Here is a 19,166-nt window from a genome sequence, read left to right as displayed (position 1 = left end):
TAAGCGTCAGCGCCACCCGGCAAGCATCACTCCCCGCGATAGATGCAGCCCGCGGTGCAGGTCTCTTTGATCATCACCGCGCTCAGCAGCGGTACCCGCGGTTTCATCTGATCCCAAATCCATTTTGCCAGCACTTCGCTGGTCGGGTTTTCAAGGCCCGGGATCTCATTCAGGTAGTAGTGATCCAGACGATCGTAGGTCGGCTTAAACGCCGCCTTCAGCTCGGCAAAATCCATGATCCAACCGGTATGCGGATCAACTTCACCGGTGATCTCAAGACGCACCATGAACGAATGCCCGTGCAGACGGCCACATTTATGCCCTTCAGGGACATGCGGAAGGTGGTGGGCGGCTTCGAAGGTGAAATCTTTAAACAGTGTGGTGGACATGATCGCTCTCAGTAATGCGGAAAAAACCGCCGCATAGTACCGGAAAGCACAATTTTTAGCATTAACTAAAACGGCTCTGAGCGGCAACCGCCTCGTATTCAGTGTGTTTATCGGTTTTTGTTCTTTTATTTCATAAGGTTATTTAATCGGTTTTATCGCTAAGCATGACAACCAAAACAGGTTAGTCCATTTGGTTATTTATTATTTCCATCCCTTCTTTAATTGTTATTATCCTCGCCGTTAACCTTATCTTCAGTTTGGATTTATTCGCTTAAAGTCCGCTTGGCTACTGGAACATAACGACGCATGACAACACAGGCCCCACCTTCAAATTTGCTTCCCCTGAACCCGGAGCAACTGGCGCGCCTTCAGGCTGCCACCTCTGATTTTTCTCCCACTCAGCTTGCCTGGGTCTCCGGTTATTTCTGGGGAATGCTCAATCAGCAGCCTGGCGCTGTGGCGGGTGCTCCGGCCACGGCCGTTGAAATTCCGGCCATTACCCTGATTTCCGCCTCGCAGACGGGCAATGCCCGCCGCGTGGCCGAAGCACTGCGCGACGACCTGCTGGCCGCGAAACTGAACGTGAACCTGGTCAACGCCGGGGATTACAAATTTAAGCAAATCGCGTCAGAAAAACTGCTGGTGGTGGTTGCCTCTACGCAGGGTGAAGGTGAACCCGCTGAAGAAGCGGTGGCGCTGCATAAGTTCCTGTTCTCGAAAAAAGCGCCGAAGCTGGATGGCACGGCGTTTGCCGTCTTTGGCCTGGGCGATACCTCCTATGAATTCTTCTGCCAGTCCGGCAAAGACTTCGACAGCAAGCTGGCGGAGCTGGGCGCGGAGCGCCTGCTGGACCGCGTTGACGCGGATGTTGAATACCAGGCCGCCGCCGCCGAATGGCGTGAACGCATCGTTGAGGTGCTAAAAGCGCGCGTGCCGAAAGAGACGTCGGCGCAGGCCGCATTCACCGCGACGGGTGCAGTTAACGACATCCACACCAGCCCGTACACCAAAGAGGCGCCGCTGACGGCGAGCCTGTCGGTGAACCAGAAAATTACCGGCCGCGATTCAGAAAAAGATGTGCGCCATATCGAAATCGATCTGGGCGACTCGGGCCTGCGCTATCAGCCTGGCGATGCGCTGGGCGTCTGGTATCAGAACGATCCGGCGCTGGTGAAAGAGCTGGTTGAGCTGCTGTGGCTGAAAGGCGACGAGCCTGTCACCGTTGACGGTAAAACGCAGCCACTTTCTGAAGCGTTGCAGGGGCATTTTGAGCTGACGGTGAACACCCCGAATATCGTCGAAAATTATGCCACCTTGACGCGCAGCGAATCACTGCTGCCGCTGGTGGGCGACAAGGCGAAGCTGCAGCATTACGCCGCGACGACGCCGATTGTCGATATGGTGCGCTTCTCTCCGGCTCAGCTGGATGCCGATGCGCTGATCGGCCTGCTGCGCCCGCTCACCCCGCGCCTGTACTCCATCGCCTCTTCGCAGGCTGAAGTGGAGAGTGAAGTGCATATTACCGTCGGCGTGGTGCGTTACGATATCGAAGGCCGCGCCCGCACGGGTGGGGCATCAGGCTTCCTGGCGGATCGCGTGGAAGAAGAGGGCGAAGTGCGCGTCTTTATCGAGCACAACGATAACTTCCGCCTGCCGGCAAACCCGGAAACGCCGGTCATTATGATTGGCCCGGGCACCGGCATTGCGCCGTTCCGCGCCTTTATGCAGCAGCGCGCGGCAGACGGCGCGCCGGGTAAAAACTGGCTGTTCTTTGGCAATCCGCACTTTACCGAAGATTTCCTCTACCAGGTCGAGTGGCAGCGCTATGTGAAAGAAGGCGTACTGACCCGCATCGATCTGGCCTGGTCTCGCGACCAGAAAGAAAAAGTATACGTACAAGACAAACTGCGCGAACAGGGTGCAGAGCTGTGGCGCTGGATCAATGACGGTGCCCACATTTATGTCTGCGGCGACGCCAATCGCATGGCGAAAGACGTTGAGCAGACTTTGCTGGAAGTGATTGCCGAATTCGGCGGTATGGATGCCGAAGCGGCGGACGAATTTTTAAGTGAGCTGCGCGTTGAGCGCCGTTATCAGCGAGATGTCTACTAATGAGCGAAAAACATCCAGGGCCACTGGTGGTCGAAGGTAAACTGACAGACGCCGAGCGCATGAAGCTGGAAAGCAACTATCTGCGTGGCACCATTGCTGAAGATCTGAATGACGGTCTCACCGGCGGTTTCAAAGGCGACAACTTCCTGCTGATCCGTTTCCACGGCATGTACCAGCAGGACGACCGCGACATCCGCGCCGAGCGTGCAGAGCAGAAGCTGGAGCCGCGTCACGCGATGCTGCTGCGCTGCCGTTTGCCGGGCGGGGTGATTACCACCAAACAGTGGCAGGCGATCGACAAGTTTGCCGGTGAAAACACGATCTACGGCAGCATCCGTCTGACCAACCGTCAGACCTTCCAGTTCCACGGCATTCTGAAGAAGAACGTCAAGCCGGTGCACCAGATGCTGCACTCCGTTGGGCTGGACGCGCTGGCGACCGCCAACGATATGAACCGTAACGTGCTCTGCACCTCGAATCCTTATGAGTCCGAGCTGCACGCCGAAGCGTACGAGTGGGCGAAGAAGATCTCCGAGCACCTCCTGCCGCGCACGCGCGCCTATGCAGAGATCTGGCTCGATCAGGAAAAAGTCGCGACCACCGACGAAGAGCCGATCCTCGGTCAGACCTACCTGCCGCGTAAGTTTAAAACCACGGTCGTTATTCCACCGCAGAACGATATCGACCTGCACGCCAACGACATGAACTTCGTGGCGATTGCCGAAAACGGCAAGCTGGTGGGCTTTAACCTGCTGGTGGGGGGCGGCCTGTCCATCGAACACGGTAACAAGAAAACCTACGCCCGTACCGCCAGCGAGTTCGGCTTCCTGCCGCTGGAGCATACGCTGGCCGTGGCGGAAGCGGTGGTGACGACCCAGCGCGACTGGGGTAACCGTACCGACCGTAAAAACGCGAAAACCAAATACACCCTGGAGCGCGTGGGCGTGGAGACGTTCAAAGCGGAAGTGGAGCGTCGCGCGGGCATCAAGTTTGAGCCGATCCGCCCTTACGAATTCACCGGGCGCGGCGATCGCATTGGCTGGGTGAAGGGTATCGACAACAAATGGCACCTGACGCTGTTTATCGAAAACGGCCGTATTCTGGATTATCCGGGGCGTCCGCTGAAAACCGGTCTGCTGGAAATTGCGAAGATCCATAAGGGCGAGTTCCGCATTACGGCTAACCAGAACCTGATCATTGCCGGCGTGCCGGAAAGCCAGAAGGCGAAGATCGAGAAGCTGGCGCGCGAACATGGGTTGATGGATGCGGTGAAGCCGCAGCGCGAAAACTCAATGGCCTGCGTGTCGTTCCCGACCTGTCCGCTGGCGATGGCGGAAGCGGAACGTTTCCTGCCGTCGTTTACCGACAAAGTGGAAGCGATTCTGGAAAAACACGGCATTCCGGACGAGCATATTGTTATGCGCGTCACCGGGTGTCCGAACGGCTGCGGTCGCGCGATGCTGGCCGAGCTCGGACTGGTGGGGAAAGCGCCGGGTCGTTACAACCTGCACCTGGGCGGTAACCGTATCGGTACGCGCATCCCACGTATGTTCCGCGAGAACATCACCGAGCCGGAAATTCTTGATTCCATCGACGAGCTTGTCGGGCGCTGGGCGAAAGAGCGCGAAGCGGGTGAAGGCTTCGGCGACTTTACGGTGCGTGCGGGCATCATTCGCCCGGTGCTCGATCCCGCCAGGGATTTCTGGGAGTAAACACGAGAGGTAATTATGTCCGTACTCGATCTAAACGCCCTAAATGACCTGCCAAAAGTCGAACGCATTCTGGCGCTGGCAGAAACCAATGCCCACCTTGAAAAGCTGGACGCCGAAGGGCGCGTGGCATGGGCGCTGGAAAACCTGCCGGGAGAGTATGTGCTCTCGTCGAGCTTTGGTATTCAGGCTGCGGTCAGTCTGCATCTGGTGAATCAGATCCGTCCGGACATTCCGGTGATCCTCACCGACACCGGCTACCTGTTCCCGGAAACCTACCAGTTCATTGATGAGCTGACGGACAAGCTCGGGCTGAACCTCAAAGTTTACCGCGCGACGGAGAGCGCGGCCTGGCAGGAGGCGCGCTACGGCAAGCTGTGGGAGCAGGGCGTTGAGGGCATTGAGAAGTACAATGAGATTAACAAAGTTGAGCCGATGAACCGGGCGCTGAAAGAGCTTAATGCGCAGACGTGGTTTGCGGGTCTGCGCCGCGAGCAGTCCGGTAGCCGGGCAACCTTACCGGTACTGGCGGTCCAGCGCGGGGTCTTTAAAGTGCTGCCGATTATCGACTGGGATAACCGGACGGTGTATCAGTACCTGCAAAAGCACGGGCTGAAATACCATCCGCTGTGGGACCAGGGCTATCTGTCGGTGGGCGATACCCACACCACGCGTAAGTGGGAACCGGGAATGGCGGAAGAAGAGACGCGATTCTTCGGGCTGAAGCGCGAGTGCGGGTTGCACGAAGGGTGATAACCTTTTTGCCCGGTGGCGCTGCGCTTACCGGGCCAACAAAGGCTCGTTCCCTATGTAGGCCCGGTAAGGCGTAGCCGCCACCGGGCTTAACGGCCTCAGGCTTTCCCCGCTTTCGCCAGCTCTTTCACCAGCGGCAGCATCACCTTCACCACATCACGACTGCGGTGCTCAATCCGCTGCGGCAGCGCGCGATCGATGTGCTGCTGATTGTCCAGCATCACGTTGTGCCAGCTCGTCCCGTCCGGGAAGGCCTTCGATTTAGCCCGCTGCTGGTAGCCATCTTTTTTGCCCAGCGCCCAGTTTGTCGCTTCCACGTACAGCACCGGAATGCCCGCCTTATCGAACACTTCCCCGTCGTTGCAGCAGCCTGTGCCTCGTGGATAATCCGGGTTACCGCCAGGGTTGCTGGTGGCATAAACACCATGGCTGCGGGCTATCGCCAGGGCCCGGTCGCGCGTCAGTTTCCGCACGGTACCCGGCGTACTCTGCCCGCTGTTGAAATAGAGCTTGTCGCCGACGATCAGGTTGTCGAGGTTAATCACCAGCAGCGTATTTTTCTTCTCCTCAGCGCTCATGCGCTTAAGGAGATTCTCAGCGCCGAGTTTGCCCTCTTCTTCGCCGCTGGTGGCAACAAAACGAATGCCATATTGGGTGGGAATATCTTTCATCCGCTCGGCCAGTTCGAGCATCACGCCGAGGCCTGCGGCATTGTCGTCCATGCCCTGCAGCGTCAGCCCGCCAAGATTATTATCCGTATCGGCGTCACTCATCGGGGCGTAGGTATCAAGGTGCGCCATAATAATAATTTGCTCTTTTGCGGTGCCTTCGTGGGCCGCAATCACCGTACTGCCGGTCACGTTATGCCAGTTTTTCGTTTTATTTCGGGAGGTATAGACGTAGCGGCTGTGAAACGACCGGATATCGCTCTGATAACCCATGTCGGCAAACTGCTGGCGAAGATAGTCTGCAGAGAGCATTTCCGCAGGCGATCCGGTCATGCGACCGGGGAAAACGGTGGCAATATGCCGCGCCTGCATATTGGCGATTTCACCATAAGGTTGGTTTTTTGCCTGAGCGGGAAGAATAAAGCAAACGCCGAGCGCCAGGGCAGCAATACGGTGGCGCGTTGCGGAAAACATAGTGAGTCCTTAAAAACAGAGCAAAATAGTCACCCGCCTAGTATGAAACTGTGATCGTCCATACACAATTTGAATTGCTCTTAAATGCCCGAAATATCGCGTGTTAAGCACTTTTTGGTATTAGCATTTTCATCGCGTTATTCCATTGAGTAACTACTCATTCCAATTCGTAATTTCATTCGGTCTAAGCCGCCCCCTATAGTCCCTCTATTCCTCGTTGTTAGTGAGTTGTTGCTTGTGGACTATCTGCCCTTATTTGCTGCGATTAAAGAGAAACCGGTGCTGGTTGTTGGCACGGGTGAAATCGCCGATCGCAAAATTGCGTTTCTGCAGCGCGCAGGGGCGCAGGTGCAGGTCGTTGCAGAGGCAGATTTTCGCGAGTCACAAATCGATAGCGTCGTGCTGGTGATTGCGGCGACCGAAGATCGTGACCTCAACCGGCGGATCTCCGACGCCGCTCAGGCCCGTTACCGCCTGGTGAACGTGGTGGACGACCAGCCTTTATGCTCGTTTATTTTCCCGTCGATCGTTGACCGCTCGCCGCTGCTGGTGGCGATCTCCTCCGGCGGGACCGCACCGGTGCTGGCGCGCGTGCTGCGGGAAAAAATCGAAGCGCTACTGCCGACCAGCCTCGGGCGGATGGCTGAGAAAGCCAGCTACTGGCGCAACCATCTGAAAACCCGCCTGACCAGCGTGACGGAACGCCGTCGCTTCTGGGAGCGCGTGTTTCGCGGCCGCTTTGCCAGCCTGATGCATGCCGGTAATGAGACAGCGGCGCAGAAAATTCTTGAAGACGAACTGGATAACCCCGGCAGCACCGGCGGGGAGATCATTCTGGTGGGCGCGGGGCCGGGCGATGCCGGGCTTCTGACGCTGCGCGGCCTGCAGGTGCTGCAGGACGCGGACGTGGTGTTCTACGACCATCTGGTCACCGACGGCGTGCGCGAGCTGATCCGTCGTGACGCGGAGCAAATCTGCGTCGGCAAACGGGCAGGCGAGCACTCTGTGCCGCAGCACGATACCAACCAGATGCTGGTTGACGCCGCCAAAGCGGGCAAAACCGTGGTGCGCCTGAAGGGGGGCGATCCGTTTATCTTCGGTCGCGGCGGCGAAGAGCTGCAGGCGGCGGCCGAAGCGGGCATACCGTTCCAGGTGGTGCCCGGCATCACGGCGGCCTCTGCGGTGACGGCTTACGCCGGTATCCCGTTGACCCACCGCGATTACGCCCAGAGCGTCACCTTTGTGACCGGCCACTATAAGGCGGACAGCACGCCGTTTGACTGGTCGCATCTCGCCCAGAGCCGCCAGACGCTGGCGATATACATGGGCACGATGAAGGCGGCGGACATCAGCGAACAGCTTATTCAGCACGGTCGCGAGGCGACGACGCCCGTTGCCGTCATTTCTCGCGGCACGCGCGTCGATCAGCACGTTGCGACGGGCACCCTGGAACATCTTGCAACCCTGGCGAAAGACGCCCCTATGCCCGCCCTGATCGTGGTGGGGGAAGTGGTGCAGCTGCACAGCACGCTCGCCTGGTTTCAGCACACAACCGATACAGAAGGCTTTGGTTCTTCTGTTGTAAATTTGGCTTAAGGAACGGTTATGGACCAAAAACGTCTTACACACCTGCGGCAGCTCGAAGCGGAAAGTATCCATATCATCCGCGAAGTGGCCGCCGAGTTTTCTAACCCGGTGATGATGTACTCCATCGGTAAAGATTCCAGCGTCATGCTGCATCTGGCGCGTAAAGCGTTTTATCCAGGTACGCTGCCGTTCCCGCTGCTGCACGTGGATACCGGCTGGAAATTCCGCGAGATGTACGAGTTCCGCGATCGTACCGCGAAAGCCTACGGCTGCGAGCTGCTGGTGCATAAAAACCCGGAAGGGGTGGCGATGGGCATTAACCCGTTCGTGCACGGCAGCGCCAAACACACCGATATCATGAAGACCGAAGGGCTGAAGCAGGCGCTGAACAAATACGGTTTTGATGCGGCCTTCGGCGGCGCGCGTCGTGACGAAGAGAAATCACGCGCTAAAGAGCGTATCTACTCCTTCCGCGACCGCTTCCACCGCTGGGACCCCAAAAACCAGCGTCCGGAGCTGTGGCACAACTACAACGGTCAGATTAACAAAGGCGAAAGCATTCGCGTCTTCCCGCTCTCTAACTGGACCGAGCTGGATATCTGGCAGTACATCTATCTGGAAAACATCGAAATCGTTCCGCTGTATCTGGCTGCCGAGCGCCCTGTGCTGGAGCGCGACGGCATGCTGATGATGATCGACGACGATCGCATCGACCTGCAGCCGGGCGAAGTGATCAAAAAACAGATGGTCCGTTTCCGCACCCTCGGCTGCTGGCCGCTGACCGGCGCGGTGGAATCCAGCGCGCAGACGCTGCCGGAGATCATCGAAGAGATGCTGGTATCGACCACCAGCGAGCGACAGGGGCGCGTGATTGACCGCGACCAGGCAGGCTCCATGGAGCTGAAGAAACGTCAGGGTTATTTCTAAGGAGCCGCCATGAACACCACTATTGCTCAACAAATTGCCAAAGAAGGTGGCGTGGAAGCGTATCTGCATGCGCAACAACACAAAAGTCTGCTGCGTTTTCTGACCTGCGGCAGCGTGGATGACGGGAAAAGCACCCTGATTGGCCGCCTGCTGCACGATACGCGCCAGATTTACGAAGATCAGCTCTCTTCCCTGCATAATGACAGTAAGCGTCACGGTACCCAGGGTGAAAAGCTGGATCTGGCGCTGCTGGTGGATGGCCTGCAGGCGGAGCGCGAGCAGGGCATCACTATCGACGTGGCCTACCGCTATTTCTCTACCGAGAAACGCAAATTTATTATCGCCGACACCCCGGGGCACGAACAGTACACCCGTAATATGGCGACCGGCGCGTCGACCTGCGACCTGGCGATCCTGCTGATCGACGCGCGTAAAGGCGTGCTGGATCAGACCCGTCGCCACAGCTTTATCTCCACGCTGCTGGGGATCAAACACCTGGTGGTGGCGGTCAACAAGATGGATCTGGTGAACTTCAGCGAAGAGAAGTTCGAGGAGATCCGCCAGAGCTATCTGACCTTTGCCGAACAGCTGCCGGGCAACCTGGATATCCGCTTTGTGCCGCTCTCGGCGCTGGAAGGGGATAACGTCGCCTCCCAGAGCGCGAACATGCCGTGGTACAGCGGCCCGACGCTGCTGGAAGTGCTGGAAACGGTTGAAATCCAGCGCGTGGTCGACACCCAGCCGATGCGCTTCCCGGTGCAGTACGTCAACCGTCCTAACCTCGACTTCCGCGGTTTCTCCGGCACCCTTGCGTCAGGCTCCGTGAAGGTCGGTCAGCGCGTCAAGGTGCTGCCATCCGGCGTGGAATCGACCATCGCCCGTATCGTCACCTTCGACGGTGATCTGCAGGAGGCGGGCGCCGGTGAAGCGGTTACGCTGGTGCTGAAAGACGAGATTGATATCAGCCGGGGCGATCTGCTGGTGGATGCCCAGGAAACCCTGGCCGCCGTACAGGGGGCTTCCGTGGATGTGGTGTGGATGGCGGAGCAACCGCTGACGCCGGGCCAGAGCTACGACATCAAAATTGCCGGCAAGAAGACCCGCGCCCGCGTGGACGGTATTCAGTTCCAGGTGGACATCAACAATCTGACCCAGCGCGAAGTTACCGAGCTGCCGCTGAACGGTATTGGTCTGGTCGATCTGACCTTCGACGAACCGCTGGTGCTGGATCCGTATCAGCAGAACCCGGTGACGGGCGGGCTTATCTTTATCGACAGGCTGACCAACGTTACCGTCGGTGCCGGTATGGTACGTGAACCGATTAAACAGGCTGCTGTGGCCTCTGAATTCAGCGCTTTTGAGCTGGAACTGAATGCGCTGGTGCGTAAACACTTCCCGCACTGGGGCGCGCGCGATCTGCTGGGAGGCAAGTAATGGCCGCGCATGATGAGAACGTCGTCTGGCATCCTCATCCGGTCACCGTCGCCCAGCGCGAACAGCTCCACGGTCACCGTGGGGTTGTGCTGTGGTTTACCGGGCTGTCCGGCTCGGGTAAATCGACGGTGGCGGGCGCGCTGGAAGAGGCATTGCATCAGCAGGGCGTAAGCACGTACCTGCTGGATGGCGACAACGTGCGCCATGGCCTGTGTAGCGATTTAGGGTTCAGCGACGACGACCGCAAAGAGAACATCCGCCGGGTCGGGGAAGTCGCCAGCCTGATGGCCGACGCCGGGCTGGTGGTGCTGACCGCGTTTATCTCTCCCCACCGCGCCGAGCGCCAGATGGTGCGCGAACGCGTCGGTCAGGATCGCTTTATTGAAGTGTTTGTGGATACGCCGCTGGAGGTTTGCGAAGCGCGCGACCCGAAAGGGCTGTACAAAAAAGCGCGTGCCGGGGAGCTGCGCAACTTCACCGGAATTGACGCGGTCTACGAAGCGCCTGAATCGCCTGAAATTCACCTGGAGGGTCAACAATTGGTAACAAATTTAGTAAGCCAATTATTAGACCTGCTCAGACGGGACGATATTATCAGATCCTGAGACGGTATCGTTCGGGAGCTGTCTTCCCGAACGATGAGTCACGGTCACAGGACTAGCTATGCGCAACAGTGAACATTACATTACCACTACCGGGTCGGAGCCGCTTGCGACCGACGACGAAACGACCTGGTCATTTCCTGGGGCCATCATTGGCTTCGTCTCATGGTTGCTGGCGCTGGGTATCCCGTTTCTTATCTACGGCGGCAACACGCTGTTCTTCTTTCTCTACACCTGGCCTTTCTTTCTGGCGCTGATGCCCGTGGCGGTTGTCGTCGGCATTGCGCTGCACTCGCTGCTCAATGGCAAGCTGCTCTACAGTACCGTGGTCACGATTGTGACGGTGGTTCTGATGTTTGGTCTGTTATTTTTGTGGCTCATGGGCTAACTTCAGCCATAATTCAAACCGTAACCAACTGTGTAACGATATTGAGCAGGACGATTCTGCGGAAAAAATGTGGTACATTTGCCCGCGATGTTGCGGCATCTCTGTTACCCCGGCGTAGTGCTCTGGGGAAGTCTTGGGATGATGATGCCGTTTTTCAGGGGGCAGGATGGGTAAACTAACGCTGCTGTTGCTGGCTTTGCTAATCTGGCTGCAATATTCGCTGTGGTTCGGTAAGAACGGACTGCACGACTATAGCCGGGTGAGCGATGACGTCGCGGCTCAGCAGGCAACAAACGCCAAACTTAAGGCGCGAAACGATCAACTCTTCGCTGAAATTGATGACCTCAATGGCGGGCAAGAGGCGATTGAGGAACGCGCACGCAATGAACTCAGTATGACTAAGCCGGGCGAAACCTTTTATCGTCTGGTTCCGGATGCGTCTAAACGCAATCAGGGCTCAGCACAAAACAATCGATAATCAGGCCCAGGATTACGACATGGCAGTAACTTTTTCGGACGTATGCGCCGTGGTGCCGGCCGCAGGTTTTGGCCGGCGCATGCAGACAGAATGTCCCAAGCAATACCTCTCTATTGGCGATAAAACGATCCTTGAGCACGCCGTGGCGGCGCTGCTGGCGCACCCGCGGGTGACGCGGGTGATCATCGCTATCAGCCCGGGCGATGCGCGCTTCGCGCAGCTACCGCTGGCAAATCATCCACAGATTACCGTTGTCGATGGCGGTGCCGAGCGCGCCGATTCCGTGCTGGCAGGCATTCAGGCTGCCGGTAACGCGCCGTGGGTGCTGGTGCATGACGCGGCGCGTCCGTGTCTGCATCAGGACGATCTCGCTCGCCTGCTGGCGTTGAGCGAAACCAGCAAAGTGGGTGGCATTCTGGCCGCCCCCGTGCGCGACACCATGAAGCGTGCCGAGCCGGGCAAACGGGCTATCGCCCACACCGTCGATCGCGTCGATCTATGGCACGCGCTGACGCCGCAATTTTTCCCCCGCGAATTACTCCACGACTGCTTAACGCGCGCGCTTAACGAAGGTGCGACCATTACGGACGAAGCCTCTGCGCTGGAGTACTGCGGTTTCCACCCAACGCTTGTTGAAGGACGTGCTGATAATATTAAAGTGACGCGTCCGGAAGATTTACAGCTCGCGGAATTTTATCTTACCCGTTTGACCCATCAGGAGAAGGCATAATGCGAATTGGACACGGTTTTGATGTACACGCCTTTGGCGGTGAAGGCCCAATTATCATTGGCGGCGTGCGCATTCCTTATGAAAAAGGGCTGCTGGCGCATTCTGATGGCGACGTGGCGCTGCATGCGCTGACCGACGCGCTGTTGGGCGCGGCCGCACTGGGTGATATCGGCAAGCTGTTCCCGGACACCGACCCGGCGTTTAAAGGGGCAGACAGCCGTGAACTGCTGCGCGAAGCGTGGCGCCGCATCCAGGCGAAAGGCTACACCCTTGGCAACGTCGACGTGACGATTATCGCCCAGGCCCCGAAAATGCTGCCGCACATTCCGCAGATGCGCGTGTTTATCGCAGAAGATCTGGGCTGCCATATGGACGACGTGAACGTCAAAGCGACGACGACTGAGAAGCTGGGCTTCACCGGTCGTGGCGAAGGGATTGCCTGTGAAGCCGTGGCGCTGCTGGTGAAGGCGAGCAAATGACAGACTTCGACAACCTGACATATCTGCATGGCAAACCGCAGGGGAACGGGGTGCTGAAAGCCAGCCCTGAAGATTTCCTCGTGGTCGAGGATCTGGGCTTTGAGCCGGATGGCGAAGGCGAACATATCCTGGTGCGTATTCTGAAAAATGGCTGCAATACCCGCTTTGTGGCCGACGCGCTGGCAAAATTTCTCAAAATTCATGCCCGCGAGGTGAGCTTTGCCGGGCAGAAAGATAAACACGCCGTCACCGAACAGTGGCTCTGCGCGCGCGTTCCCGGCAATACGATGCCTGATTTAAGCAAATTTGAGCTTGAGGGCTGTAAGGTACTGGAATATGCCCGCCACAAGCGCAAACTGCGTCTGGGGGCGTTGAAAGGCAACGCGTTTACGCTGGTGCTGCGCGAAGTGACTGACCGTGAAGACGTTGAAAAACGTCTGAACGCCATCAGCGACCGCGGCGTACCGAACTACTTTGGCGCGCAACGTTTCGGCATTGGCGGCAGCAACCTGCAGGGCGCACTGCGCTGGGCGCAAAGCGACGCGCCGGTGCGGGACAGGAATAAACGCAGTTTTTGGTTGTCGGCGGCCCGCAGTGCGTTGTTTAATCAGATTGTGAGCGAAAGGCTGAAAAAACCGGACGCGAATCAAGTTGTTGTTGGCGATGCGCTACAATTAGCGGGACGCGGAAGCTGGTTTGTGGCAACGGCCGAAGAGATGGCCGATGTCCAGTCGCGCGTGGACGCAAAAGGGCTGCTGATCACCGCTGCGTTGCCCGGTACGGGCGACTGGGGAACACAGGGCGACGCGCTGGCCGCCGAGCAGTCAGCCGTGGCGGATGCGCCAGAATTGCAGTCCTTGCTGGTGCGGGAAAAAGTCGACGCGGCACGCCGCGCGATGCTGCTCTATCCGCAGCAGTTAAGCTGGAACTGGTGGGATGACGTGACCGTCGAGTTACGCTTCTGGCTGCCGGCAGGCAGCTTTGCCACCAGTGTTGTCAGGGAACTAATCAACACCTCGGGTGATTATGCGAATATTGCTGAGTAACGATGACGGGATCCACGCGCCAGGCATTCAGACCCTGGCGAAACACCTCCGTGAGTTTGCGGATGTGCAGGTCGTGGCACCCGATCGTAACCGCAGTGGAGCGTCTAACTCGCTGACGCTGGAGTCGTCGCTTCGCACCTTTACCTTTGAAAATGGCGATATTGCCGTACAGATGGGCACGCCAACCGACTGTGTTTTTCTGGGCGTGAACGCGCTGATGCGGCCGCGTCCGGATATCGTCGTCTCCGGCATTAACGCCGGGCCTAACCTCGGCGATGACGTGATTTACTCCGGCACCGTGGCGGCCGCAATGGAAGGACGTCACCTGGGGTTCCCGGCGCTGGCGGTCTCGTTGAACGGCTACACGCACTACGACACCGCCGCCGCGGTGACCTGTTCGATCCTGCGGGCGCTCGGCCGCGAGCCGTTGCGTACCGGACGCATCCTCAACATCAACGTGCCGGATCTTCCTCTTGATGAAATTAAAGGCATCCGCGTCACCCGTTGCGGGAGTCGACATCCTGCCGATCAGGTGATCCCGCAGCAGGATCCGCGCGGCAACACGCTTTACTGGATCGGCCCTCCCGGCGATAAGTGCGATGCGGGTCCGGATACCGACTTTGCCGCCGTGGAGGAAGGCTATGTTTCGGTTACCCCGCTGCACGTAGATTTAACCGCGTATAGCGCGCATGATGTGGTGTCGGGCTGGCTGGATCGCGCAGGAGTGAACGCGCAATGGTAAACAAACGTGTACAAACTCTTCTGGAACAACTACGCGCGCAGGGGATCCGCGACGAGCACGTGCTTGAAGCGCTCGCCCTGGTTCCGCGTGAGAAATTTGTAGACGAGGCGTTTGAACACAAAGCGTGGGAAAACGTGGCGCTGCCCATCGGGCAGGGCCAGACGATTTCGCAGCCTTACATGGTGGCTCGCATGACGGAGCTGCTGGAGCTGACGCCCGACTCCCGCGTGCTGGAGATTGGCACCGGGTCGGGGTATCAGACCGCGATCCTGGCGCATCTGGTGCATCATGTTTGCTCCGTTGAGCGGATCAAAGGTTTACAGTGGCAGGCGCGTCGTCGCCTGAAACAACTTGATTTACATAATGTTTCGACACGACACGGTGATGGATGGCAGGGTTGGAAGGCTCGTGCCCCGTTTGACGCGATCATCGTGACGGCGGCCCCGCCTGAAATTCCAGCAGCCCTGTTGTCGCAGCTGGATGAGGGGGGCATTCTGGTTCTGCCTGTCGGGGACGAGCAGCAGCTGTTGAAGCGCGTTCGTCGGCGCGGCGGCGAGTTTATTATCGACACCGTGGAAGCCGTGCGCTTTGTGCCTCTGGTGAAGGGGGAGTTGGCCTGAGACTCGGAATTATCCAGGGTTATTAAGGCAAATTCAGCGTATGGTGTGGCGCGAAAGATTCGTGCCATCACGGTAAATTTTAAGTCACTGGTAGTTAACACATTCCTGGGGGATAAATGAGCGCGGGAAGCCCTAAATTCACCATCAGCCGTGTTGCGGCATTATCACTGGTTTCGCTCTGGCTGGCAGGCTGTACAAGTTCTAACAACGCGCCTGCGCCCGTCAGTTCCGTCGGCGGAAACAGCGGCTCCGGTAACACGTCCAGCGGAATGTTAATCACGCCGCCACCTAAAATGGGGACGGCTGCGCCGCAGCAAACACCACAAATTCAGTCTGTGCAACATCCTGTTACACAGCCAATGCAGGTTCAGCCAGTTGAACAGCCTGTTCAGACCCAAAATGGCCGCATAGTCTATAACCGCCAGTATGGGAACATTCCGAAAGGTAGCTACACCGGTGGCAGCACCTATACCGTGAAACGCGGTGATACGCTGTTCTACATTGCGTGGATCACCGGGAACGATTTCCGTGACCTCGCGCAGCGCAACAACGTCCAGGCCCCATATGGTCTGGAAGTCGGGCAAACGCTCCAGGTGGGCAACGCGACGGGCACGCCGCTTACGCCTGGCAACACGGTTTCAGCGGCCGATGTGACGGCTCAAAATAACAGCGTTAAGCCTGCACAAAAATCCACCACGGTGGTTGCTTCACAACCTGTAATTACGTATTCTGAGGATTCAGGTGATCAGACTGCTAACAAAATGTTGCCGAATAATAAAGGGACTGCGACTGCTGTCACAGCACCGGTTACGGCACCTGTGGTTAGCTCTACTGAACCGACTGCCAGCAGTATGACCTCCAGTTCGCCGATTTCTGCATGGCGCTGGCCGACTGACGGCAAGGTTATCGAAAACTTCTCTTCCTCCGAAGGGGGAAATAAAGGGATCGATATCGCAGGGAGTAAAGGACAGGCTATCATCGCGACCGCAGATGGACGCGTTGTGTATGCCGGTAACGCTCTGCGCGGTTACGGTAATCTTATTATCATCAAACATAACGATGATTACCTGAGTGCCTACGCCCATAACGACACAATGCTGGTCCGGGAACAACAAGAAGTTAAGGCGGGGCAAAAAATCGCTACCATGGGTAGCACCGGAACCAGTTCTACACGCTTGCATTTTGAAATTCGTTACAAGGGGAAATCCGTAAACCCGCTGCAGTATTTGCCGCAGCGATAATTTGACGGGGCATGCCAGCCAGGGTGTCTCGTTCAGGGATCACGGGTAGGAGCCACCTTATGAGTCAGAATACGCTGAAAGTTCATGATTTAAATGAAGACGCGGAATTTGATGAGAACGGAGTAGAGGCTTTTGACGAAAAAGCCTTAGTAGAAGAGGAACCCAGTGATAACGATTTGGCTGAAGAAGAGCTGTTATCGCAGGGTGCCACACAGCGTGTACTGGACGCGACTCAGCTTTACCTTGGGGAGATTGGTTACTCCCCACTGCTAACGGCCGAAGAAGAAGTCTATTTCGCACGTCGTGCTTTGCGTGGTGATGTCGCCTCGCGTCGTCGCATGATTGAAAGTAACCTGCGACTGGTCGTGAAAATTGCCCGCCGTTACGGCAATCGTGGTCTGGCTCTGCTGGATCTGATTGAAGAGGGCAACTTAGGTCTCATCCGCGCAGTTGAGAAGTTTGACCCGGAACGCGGGTTCCGTTTCTCAACCTACGCGACCTGGTGGATTCGTCAGACCATCGAACGGGCTATTATGAACCAGACCCGTACGATCCGCCTGCCGATCCATATCGTCAAAGAGTTGAACGTTTATCTGCGCACCGCACGCGAGTTGTCCCATAAACTGGACCACGAGCCAAGCGCAGAAGAAATTGCCGAACAACTCGATAAACCGGTTGATGACGTAAGCCGTATGCTGCGTCTCAACGAGCGCATTACCTCCGTTGACACCCCGCTGGGTGGCGACTCCGAAAAAGCGCTGCTGGACATCCTGGCCGATGAAAAAGATAACGGTCCGGAAGACACCACGCAGGACGATGACATGAAACAGAGCATCGTCAAATGGCTGTTCGAACTGAACGCCAAACAGCGTGAAGTGCTGGCACGTCGTTTCGGTTTACTGGGGTATGAAGCTGCGACACTGGAAGACGTCGGCCGTGAAATTGGCCTGACCCGTGAACGTGTTCGTCAGATTCAGGTTGAAGGTCTGCGCCGCCTGCGTGAAATCCTGCAGGGGCAAGGTCTGAATATCGAAGCGCTGTTCCGCGAATAAGCAACCTTTCGTCAAAAAAGGCCCGTCGTGAGACGGGCCTTTTTCTTTTGTGTTACGGCTGTGCCGCCGTCTCGTGCAGCAGACGCCACGTTATTTTGTCGCCTTCCTGACTGAGCACCGCGGTCGACCAGCGCACGTTGACGGGCAGGTCTGGACGGGTTTGCGTCTCCCGGTAGTGAAGCACAGCACCCCGTTCGCCGCTTTGGATCGTGGTTAATTCGTCAATGACAATTTTCAGCCCGGGACGGCTTCCGCGCTGTTTTTCCAGAAAACTGGCCAGGCCGCGATAGTCGATCTGCACACCGCCCGGCGGGATCATCAGAAAATCGGGACGGAAACGGGCGAGCAGGGCATCCGGATCGCCATCACCTTTGCCTAACCAGTCTTCAAGCGCAATGTGGAGGTCGATAATGTCGTGTTCGAAAGGCGTCATGTATTCTCCTGTCGCAGCGGGTTTAGCACCTGCGTATTGTTAAGACGAAAAACGTACAGTACAGGCAGCAAGGTCATGCCTGCAGCAAAAATAAACATCCCGTGCCAGGCGGCGTGAGGTGTCAGCCACGCCTGCGCCAGGTTCAGCACCTGCGCAAGCAGCAGGGCACCGGCAAAAAAGCTCAGCTGACGATTGAGATTCCACAGCGCGCTGGCATCCGGCATCTCGTCCCGGCGCATTGTCAGAAACGCGCTGCTCTGAGCCGTACTGCTGCACAGGCTTCCTCCCGCGCCCATCAGGGTAAACGCGACGGCAGGCAACAGTGTTGACGAGCTGACGTCAATCAAAAGCAGAATACCCGCCGCCTGCAACAGGCAGCCGATGACGATCAGCGGCCGGGGGCCGATACGGTTAAAATAACGTCCCGTCGCCGTGATGGCGAGAAACGATGCCACAGACCACGGCAGCATGAGCATTCCCGTTGCGGCTGGGCTCATGTTCGCCTCGTGCTGAAGATAAAACATGCCCGTGACGTTCACCCCAATAAATATGCCGGGGACGCATAAATAGACAAGCATGGAAAAACGCAAAAGCGGGTCCGCGAGCAAGGTCAGGTTTAGCAGTCTGGCCGCGTTCATCGTGGGTTTTTCGTGTTTAAGCCACAGACAGGCCAGAATAAAGGTCACGATAGCCAGCGGGAGAGTGGCGAAAAAGATCCATCGCCAGCCCAGCGTCTGCACCAGCATGCCGCCGACAGCCGGGGAGCAGGCCGGGGCAAGCAACGCAACCAGCATCACCGCTGAGGAGAGTCGGGCCCGCTCGTGCGGCCTGAACTGTTGCCAGGTCAGCGCCTGTCCGACCGGGATCAGTAAGCCTCCTCCTGCGCCCTGAAGCACTCGCCAGGCGATCAGACTCTCAAGCGTTGCCGACGTGCCTGCCGCAGCAGAGGCGGCACTGAACAGAAAAAGCGAAAGCAGGATGACGCGCTTTGGCCCGATGCGGCGCGTGAGCACGCTGCTGAACGGGATCACCAGCGTCAGACCGGCAATATACCCGTTACTGACCCAGGCAAGCGCAGAAGGCGTGGCAGTAAAGGCGTGAGCCATTGCCGGAAAGGCGACGCTGGCAATAAACATGTTGATCAAATCAAGAAAAAAGCCCAGCAGATAGACAACGGCAATTTTGCTGCGATACGTCATGGTGGATCCTCCGGTGAGGTGGCGTATCGTATCGGCTCGGGAATCACGGATAAACCTGACAAAGCGCGATATACTGTCAAAAATATTTTGACAGTGTCGGGCG

General features: G+C 57.5%; 20 protein-coding genes. 16 read left to right on the top strand and 4 right to left on the bottom strand.

What is annotated here, in order from left to right:
* Nucleotides 1–26: 26 nt before the first annotated feature.
* Nucleotides 27–389: a 6-carboxytetrahydropterin synthase QueD gene (gene queD, locus ABFV38_RS17495; protein WP_023294450.1), complete on the bottom strand. Its 363-nt coding sequence runs from the start codon at nucleotides 387–389 to the stop codon at nucleotides 27–29.
* A gap of 306 nt (nucleotides 390–695) precedes the next feature.
* Between queD and cysJ the strand changes: the two genes are divergently transcribed.
* The 3 genes from cysJ to cysH are packed head-to-tail and all read left to right on the top strand — an operon-like array spanning nucleotide 696 to nucleotide 4,963.
* Entirely contained in the window at nucleotides 696–2,501 is a 1,806-nt protein-coding gene (cysJ, locus tag ABFV38_RS17490) for an NADPH-dependent assimilatory sulfite reductase flavoprotein subunit (RefSeq protein ID WP_348957652.1), read from the top strand.
* Nucleotides 2,501–4,213, top strand: a complete 1,713-nt coding sequence (cysI, locus tag ABFV38_RS17485; RefSeq protein ID WP_008499617.1) for an assimilatory sulfite reductase (NADPH) hemoprotein subunit — start codon at nucleotides 2,501–2,503, stop codon at nucleotides 4,211–4,213. The genes cysJ and cysI overlap by 1 nt, the downstream gene beginning before the upstream one ends.
* 15 nt (nucleotides 4,214–4,228) lie before the next feature.
* Complete coding sequence (gene cysH / locus ABFV38_RS17480; protein ID WP_045908483.1) at nucleotides 4,229–4,963, top strand: phosphoadenosine phosphosulfate reductase; 735 nt, start codon at nucleotides 4,229–4,231, stop codon at nucleotides 4,961–4,963.
* Nucleotides 4,964–5,061: 98 nt separating this feature from the next.
* On the opposite strand, the gene ABFV38_RS17475 is transcribed toward cysH, so the two are convergent.
* Entirely contained in the window at nucleotides 5,062–6,105 is a 1,044-nt protein-coding gene (locus ABFV38_RS17475; protein WP_048029216.1) for an aminopeptidase, read from the bottom strand.
* Nucleotides 6,106–6,351: 246 nt separating this feature from the next.
* On the opposite strand from ABFV38_RS17475, the gene cysG reads away from it, so the two are divergent.
* The 13 genes from cysG (at nucleotide 6,352) to rpoS (ending at nucleotide 17,431) form a co-directional block, all read left to right on the top strand.
* Nucleotides 6,352–7,701 (top strand): siroheme synthase CysG, encoded by a 1,350-nt coding sequence (gene cysG / locus ABFV38_RS17470; protein WP_348959431.1) that lies wholly within the window; start codon nucleotides 6,352–6,354, stop codon nucleotides 7,699–7,701.
* Nucleotides 7,702–7,710: 9 nt separating this feature from the next.
* Nucleotides 7,711–8,619 (top strand): sulfate adenylyltransferase subunit CysD, encoded by a 909-nt coding sequence (gene cysD / locus ABFV38_RS17465; protein ID WP_006811770.1) that lies wholly within the window; start codon nucleotides 7,711–7,713, stop codon nucleotides 8,617–8,619.
* A 9-nt stretch (nucleotides 8,620–8,628) separates the two neighbouring features.
* A complete protein-coding gene (cysN, locus tag ABFV38_RS17460; RefSeq protein ID WP_048029217.1) occupies nucleotides 8,629–10,053 on the top strand; it encodes a sulfate adenylyltransferase subunit CysN in 1,425 nt (474 codons plus the stop codon).
* Entirely contained in the window at nucleotides 10,053–10,658 is a 606-nt protein-coding gene (gene cysC, locus ABFV38_RS17455) for an adenylyl-sulfate kinase (RefSeq protein WP_021241908.1), read from the top strand. Before cysN ends, cysC begins: the two co-directional genes overlap by 1 nt.
* A 58-nt stretch (nucleotides 10,659–10,716) precedes the next feature.
* Nucleotides 10,717–11,043, top strand: coding sequence for a DUF3561 family protein (locus ABFV38_RS17450; protein WP_008499610.1), 327 nt, complete (start codon nucleotides 10,717–10,719; stop codon nucleotides 11,041–11,043).
* A 166-nt stretch (nucleotides 11,044–11,209) separates the two neighbouring features.
* Complete coding sequence (gene ftsB / locus ABFV38_RS17445) at nucleotides 11,210–11,521, top strand: cell division protein FtsB (protein ID WP_008499609.1); 312 nt, start codon at nucleotides 11,210–11,212, stop codon at nucleotides 11,519–11,521.
* A 19-nt stretch (nucleotides 11,522–11,540) separates the two neighbouring features.
* Nucleotides 11,541–12,251, top strand: a complete 711-nt coding sequence (gene ispD, locus ABFV38_RS17440) for a 2-C-methyl-D-erythritol 4-phosphate cytidylyltransferase (RefSeq protein ID WP_048029219.1) — start codon at nucleotides 11,541–11,543, stop codon at nucleotides 12,249–12,251.
* The gene (ispF, locus tag ABFV38_RS17435) at nucleotides 12,251–12,730 is read left to right on the top strand and encodes a 2-C-methyl-D-erythritol 2,4-cyclodiphosphate synthase (protein WP_008499607.1); all 480 of its coding nucleotides are present in this window, start codon (nucleotides 12,251–12,253) and stop codon (nucleotides 12,728–12,730) included. Before ispD ends, ispF begins: the two co-directional genes overlap by 1 nt.
* Nucleotides 12,727–13,776, top strand: coding sequence for a tRNA pseudouridine(13) synthase TruD (gene truD, locus ABFV38_RS17430; RefSeq protein ID WP_045908488.1), 1,050 nt, complete (start codon nucleotides 12,727–12,729; stop codon nucleotides 13,774–13,776). The genes ispF and truD overlap by 4 nt, the downstream gene beginning before the upstream one ends.
* The gene (surE, locus tag ABFV38_RS17425) at nucleotides 13,757–14,518 is read left to right on the top strand and encodes a 5'/3'-nucleotidase SurE (RefSeq protein WP_021241911.1); all 762 of its coding nucleotides are present in this window, start codon (nucleotides 13,757–13,759) and stop codon (nucleotides 14,516–14,518) included. Before truD ends, surE begins: the two co-directional genes overlap by 20 nt.
* On the top strand, nucleotides 14,512–15,138 hold the full coding sequence (locus tag ABFV38_RS17420) for a protein-L-isoaspartate(D-aspartate) O-methyltransferase (RefSeq protein WP_008499604.1): 627 nt from the start codon (nucleotides 14,512–14,514) through the stop codon (nucleotides 15,136–15,138). The genes surE and ABFV38_RS17420 overlap by 7 nt, the downstream gene beginning before the upstream one ends.
* 116 nt (nucleotides 15,139–15,254) lie before the next feature.
* Nucleotides 15,255–16,379 carry a murein hydrolase activator NlpD gene (nlpD, locus tag ABFV38_RS17415; RefSeq protein ID WP_348957651.1) on the top strand — a complete coding sequence of 375 codons (1,125 nt, stop codon included), beginning with the start codon at nucleotides 15,255–15,257 and terminating at the stop codon, nucleotides 16,377–16,379.
* Nucleotides 16,380–16,438: 59 nt separating this feature from the next.
* Nucleotides 16,439–17,431: an RNA polymerase sigma factor RpoS gene (gene rpoS / locus ABFV38_RS17410; protein WP_008499600.1), complete on the top strand. Its 993-nt coding sequence runs from the start codon at nucleotides 16,439–16,441 to the stop codon at nucleotides 17,429–17,431.
* A 52-nt stretch (nucleotides 17,432–17,483) separates the two neighbouring features.
* On the opposite strand, the gene ABFV38_RS17405 is transcribed toward rpoS, so the two are convergent.
* Nucleotides 17,484–17,864: a DUF4440 domain-containing protein gene (locus tag ABFV38_RS17405; RefSeq protein ID WP_229226468.1), complete on the bottom strand. Its 381-nt coding sequence runs from the start codon at nucleotides 17,862–17,864 to the stop codon at nucleotides 17,484–17,486.
* Nucleotides 17,861–19,063, bottom strand: a complete 1,203-nt coding sequence (locus tag ABFV38_RS17400) for an MFS transporter (protein WP_262766780.1) — start codon at nucleotides 19,061–19,063, stop codon at nucleotides 17,861–17,863. Before ABFV38_RS17400 ends, ABFV38_RS17405 begins: the two co-directional genes overlap by 4 nt.
* Nucleotides 19,064–19,166 lie beyond the last annotated feature (103 nt).

Source organism: Enterobacter cloacae complex sp. Mu1197 (assembly GCF_040059225.1).
Lineage (GTDB): Bacteria > Pseudomonadota > Gammaproteobacteria > Enterobacterales > Enterobacteriaceae > Enterobacter > Enterobacter quasiroggenkampii.
This window is presented reverse-complemented; position numbering and strand designations above follow the sequence as displayed.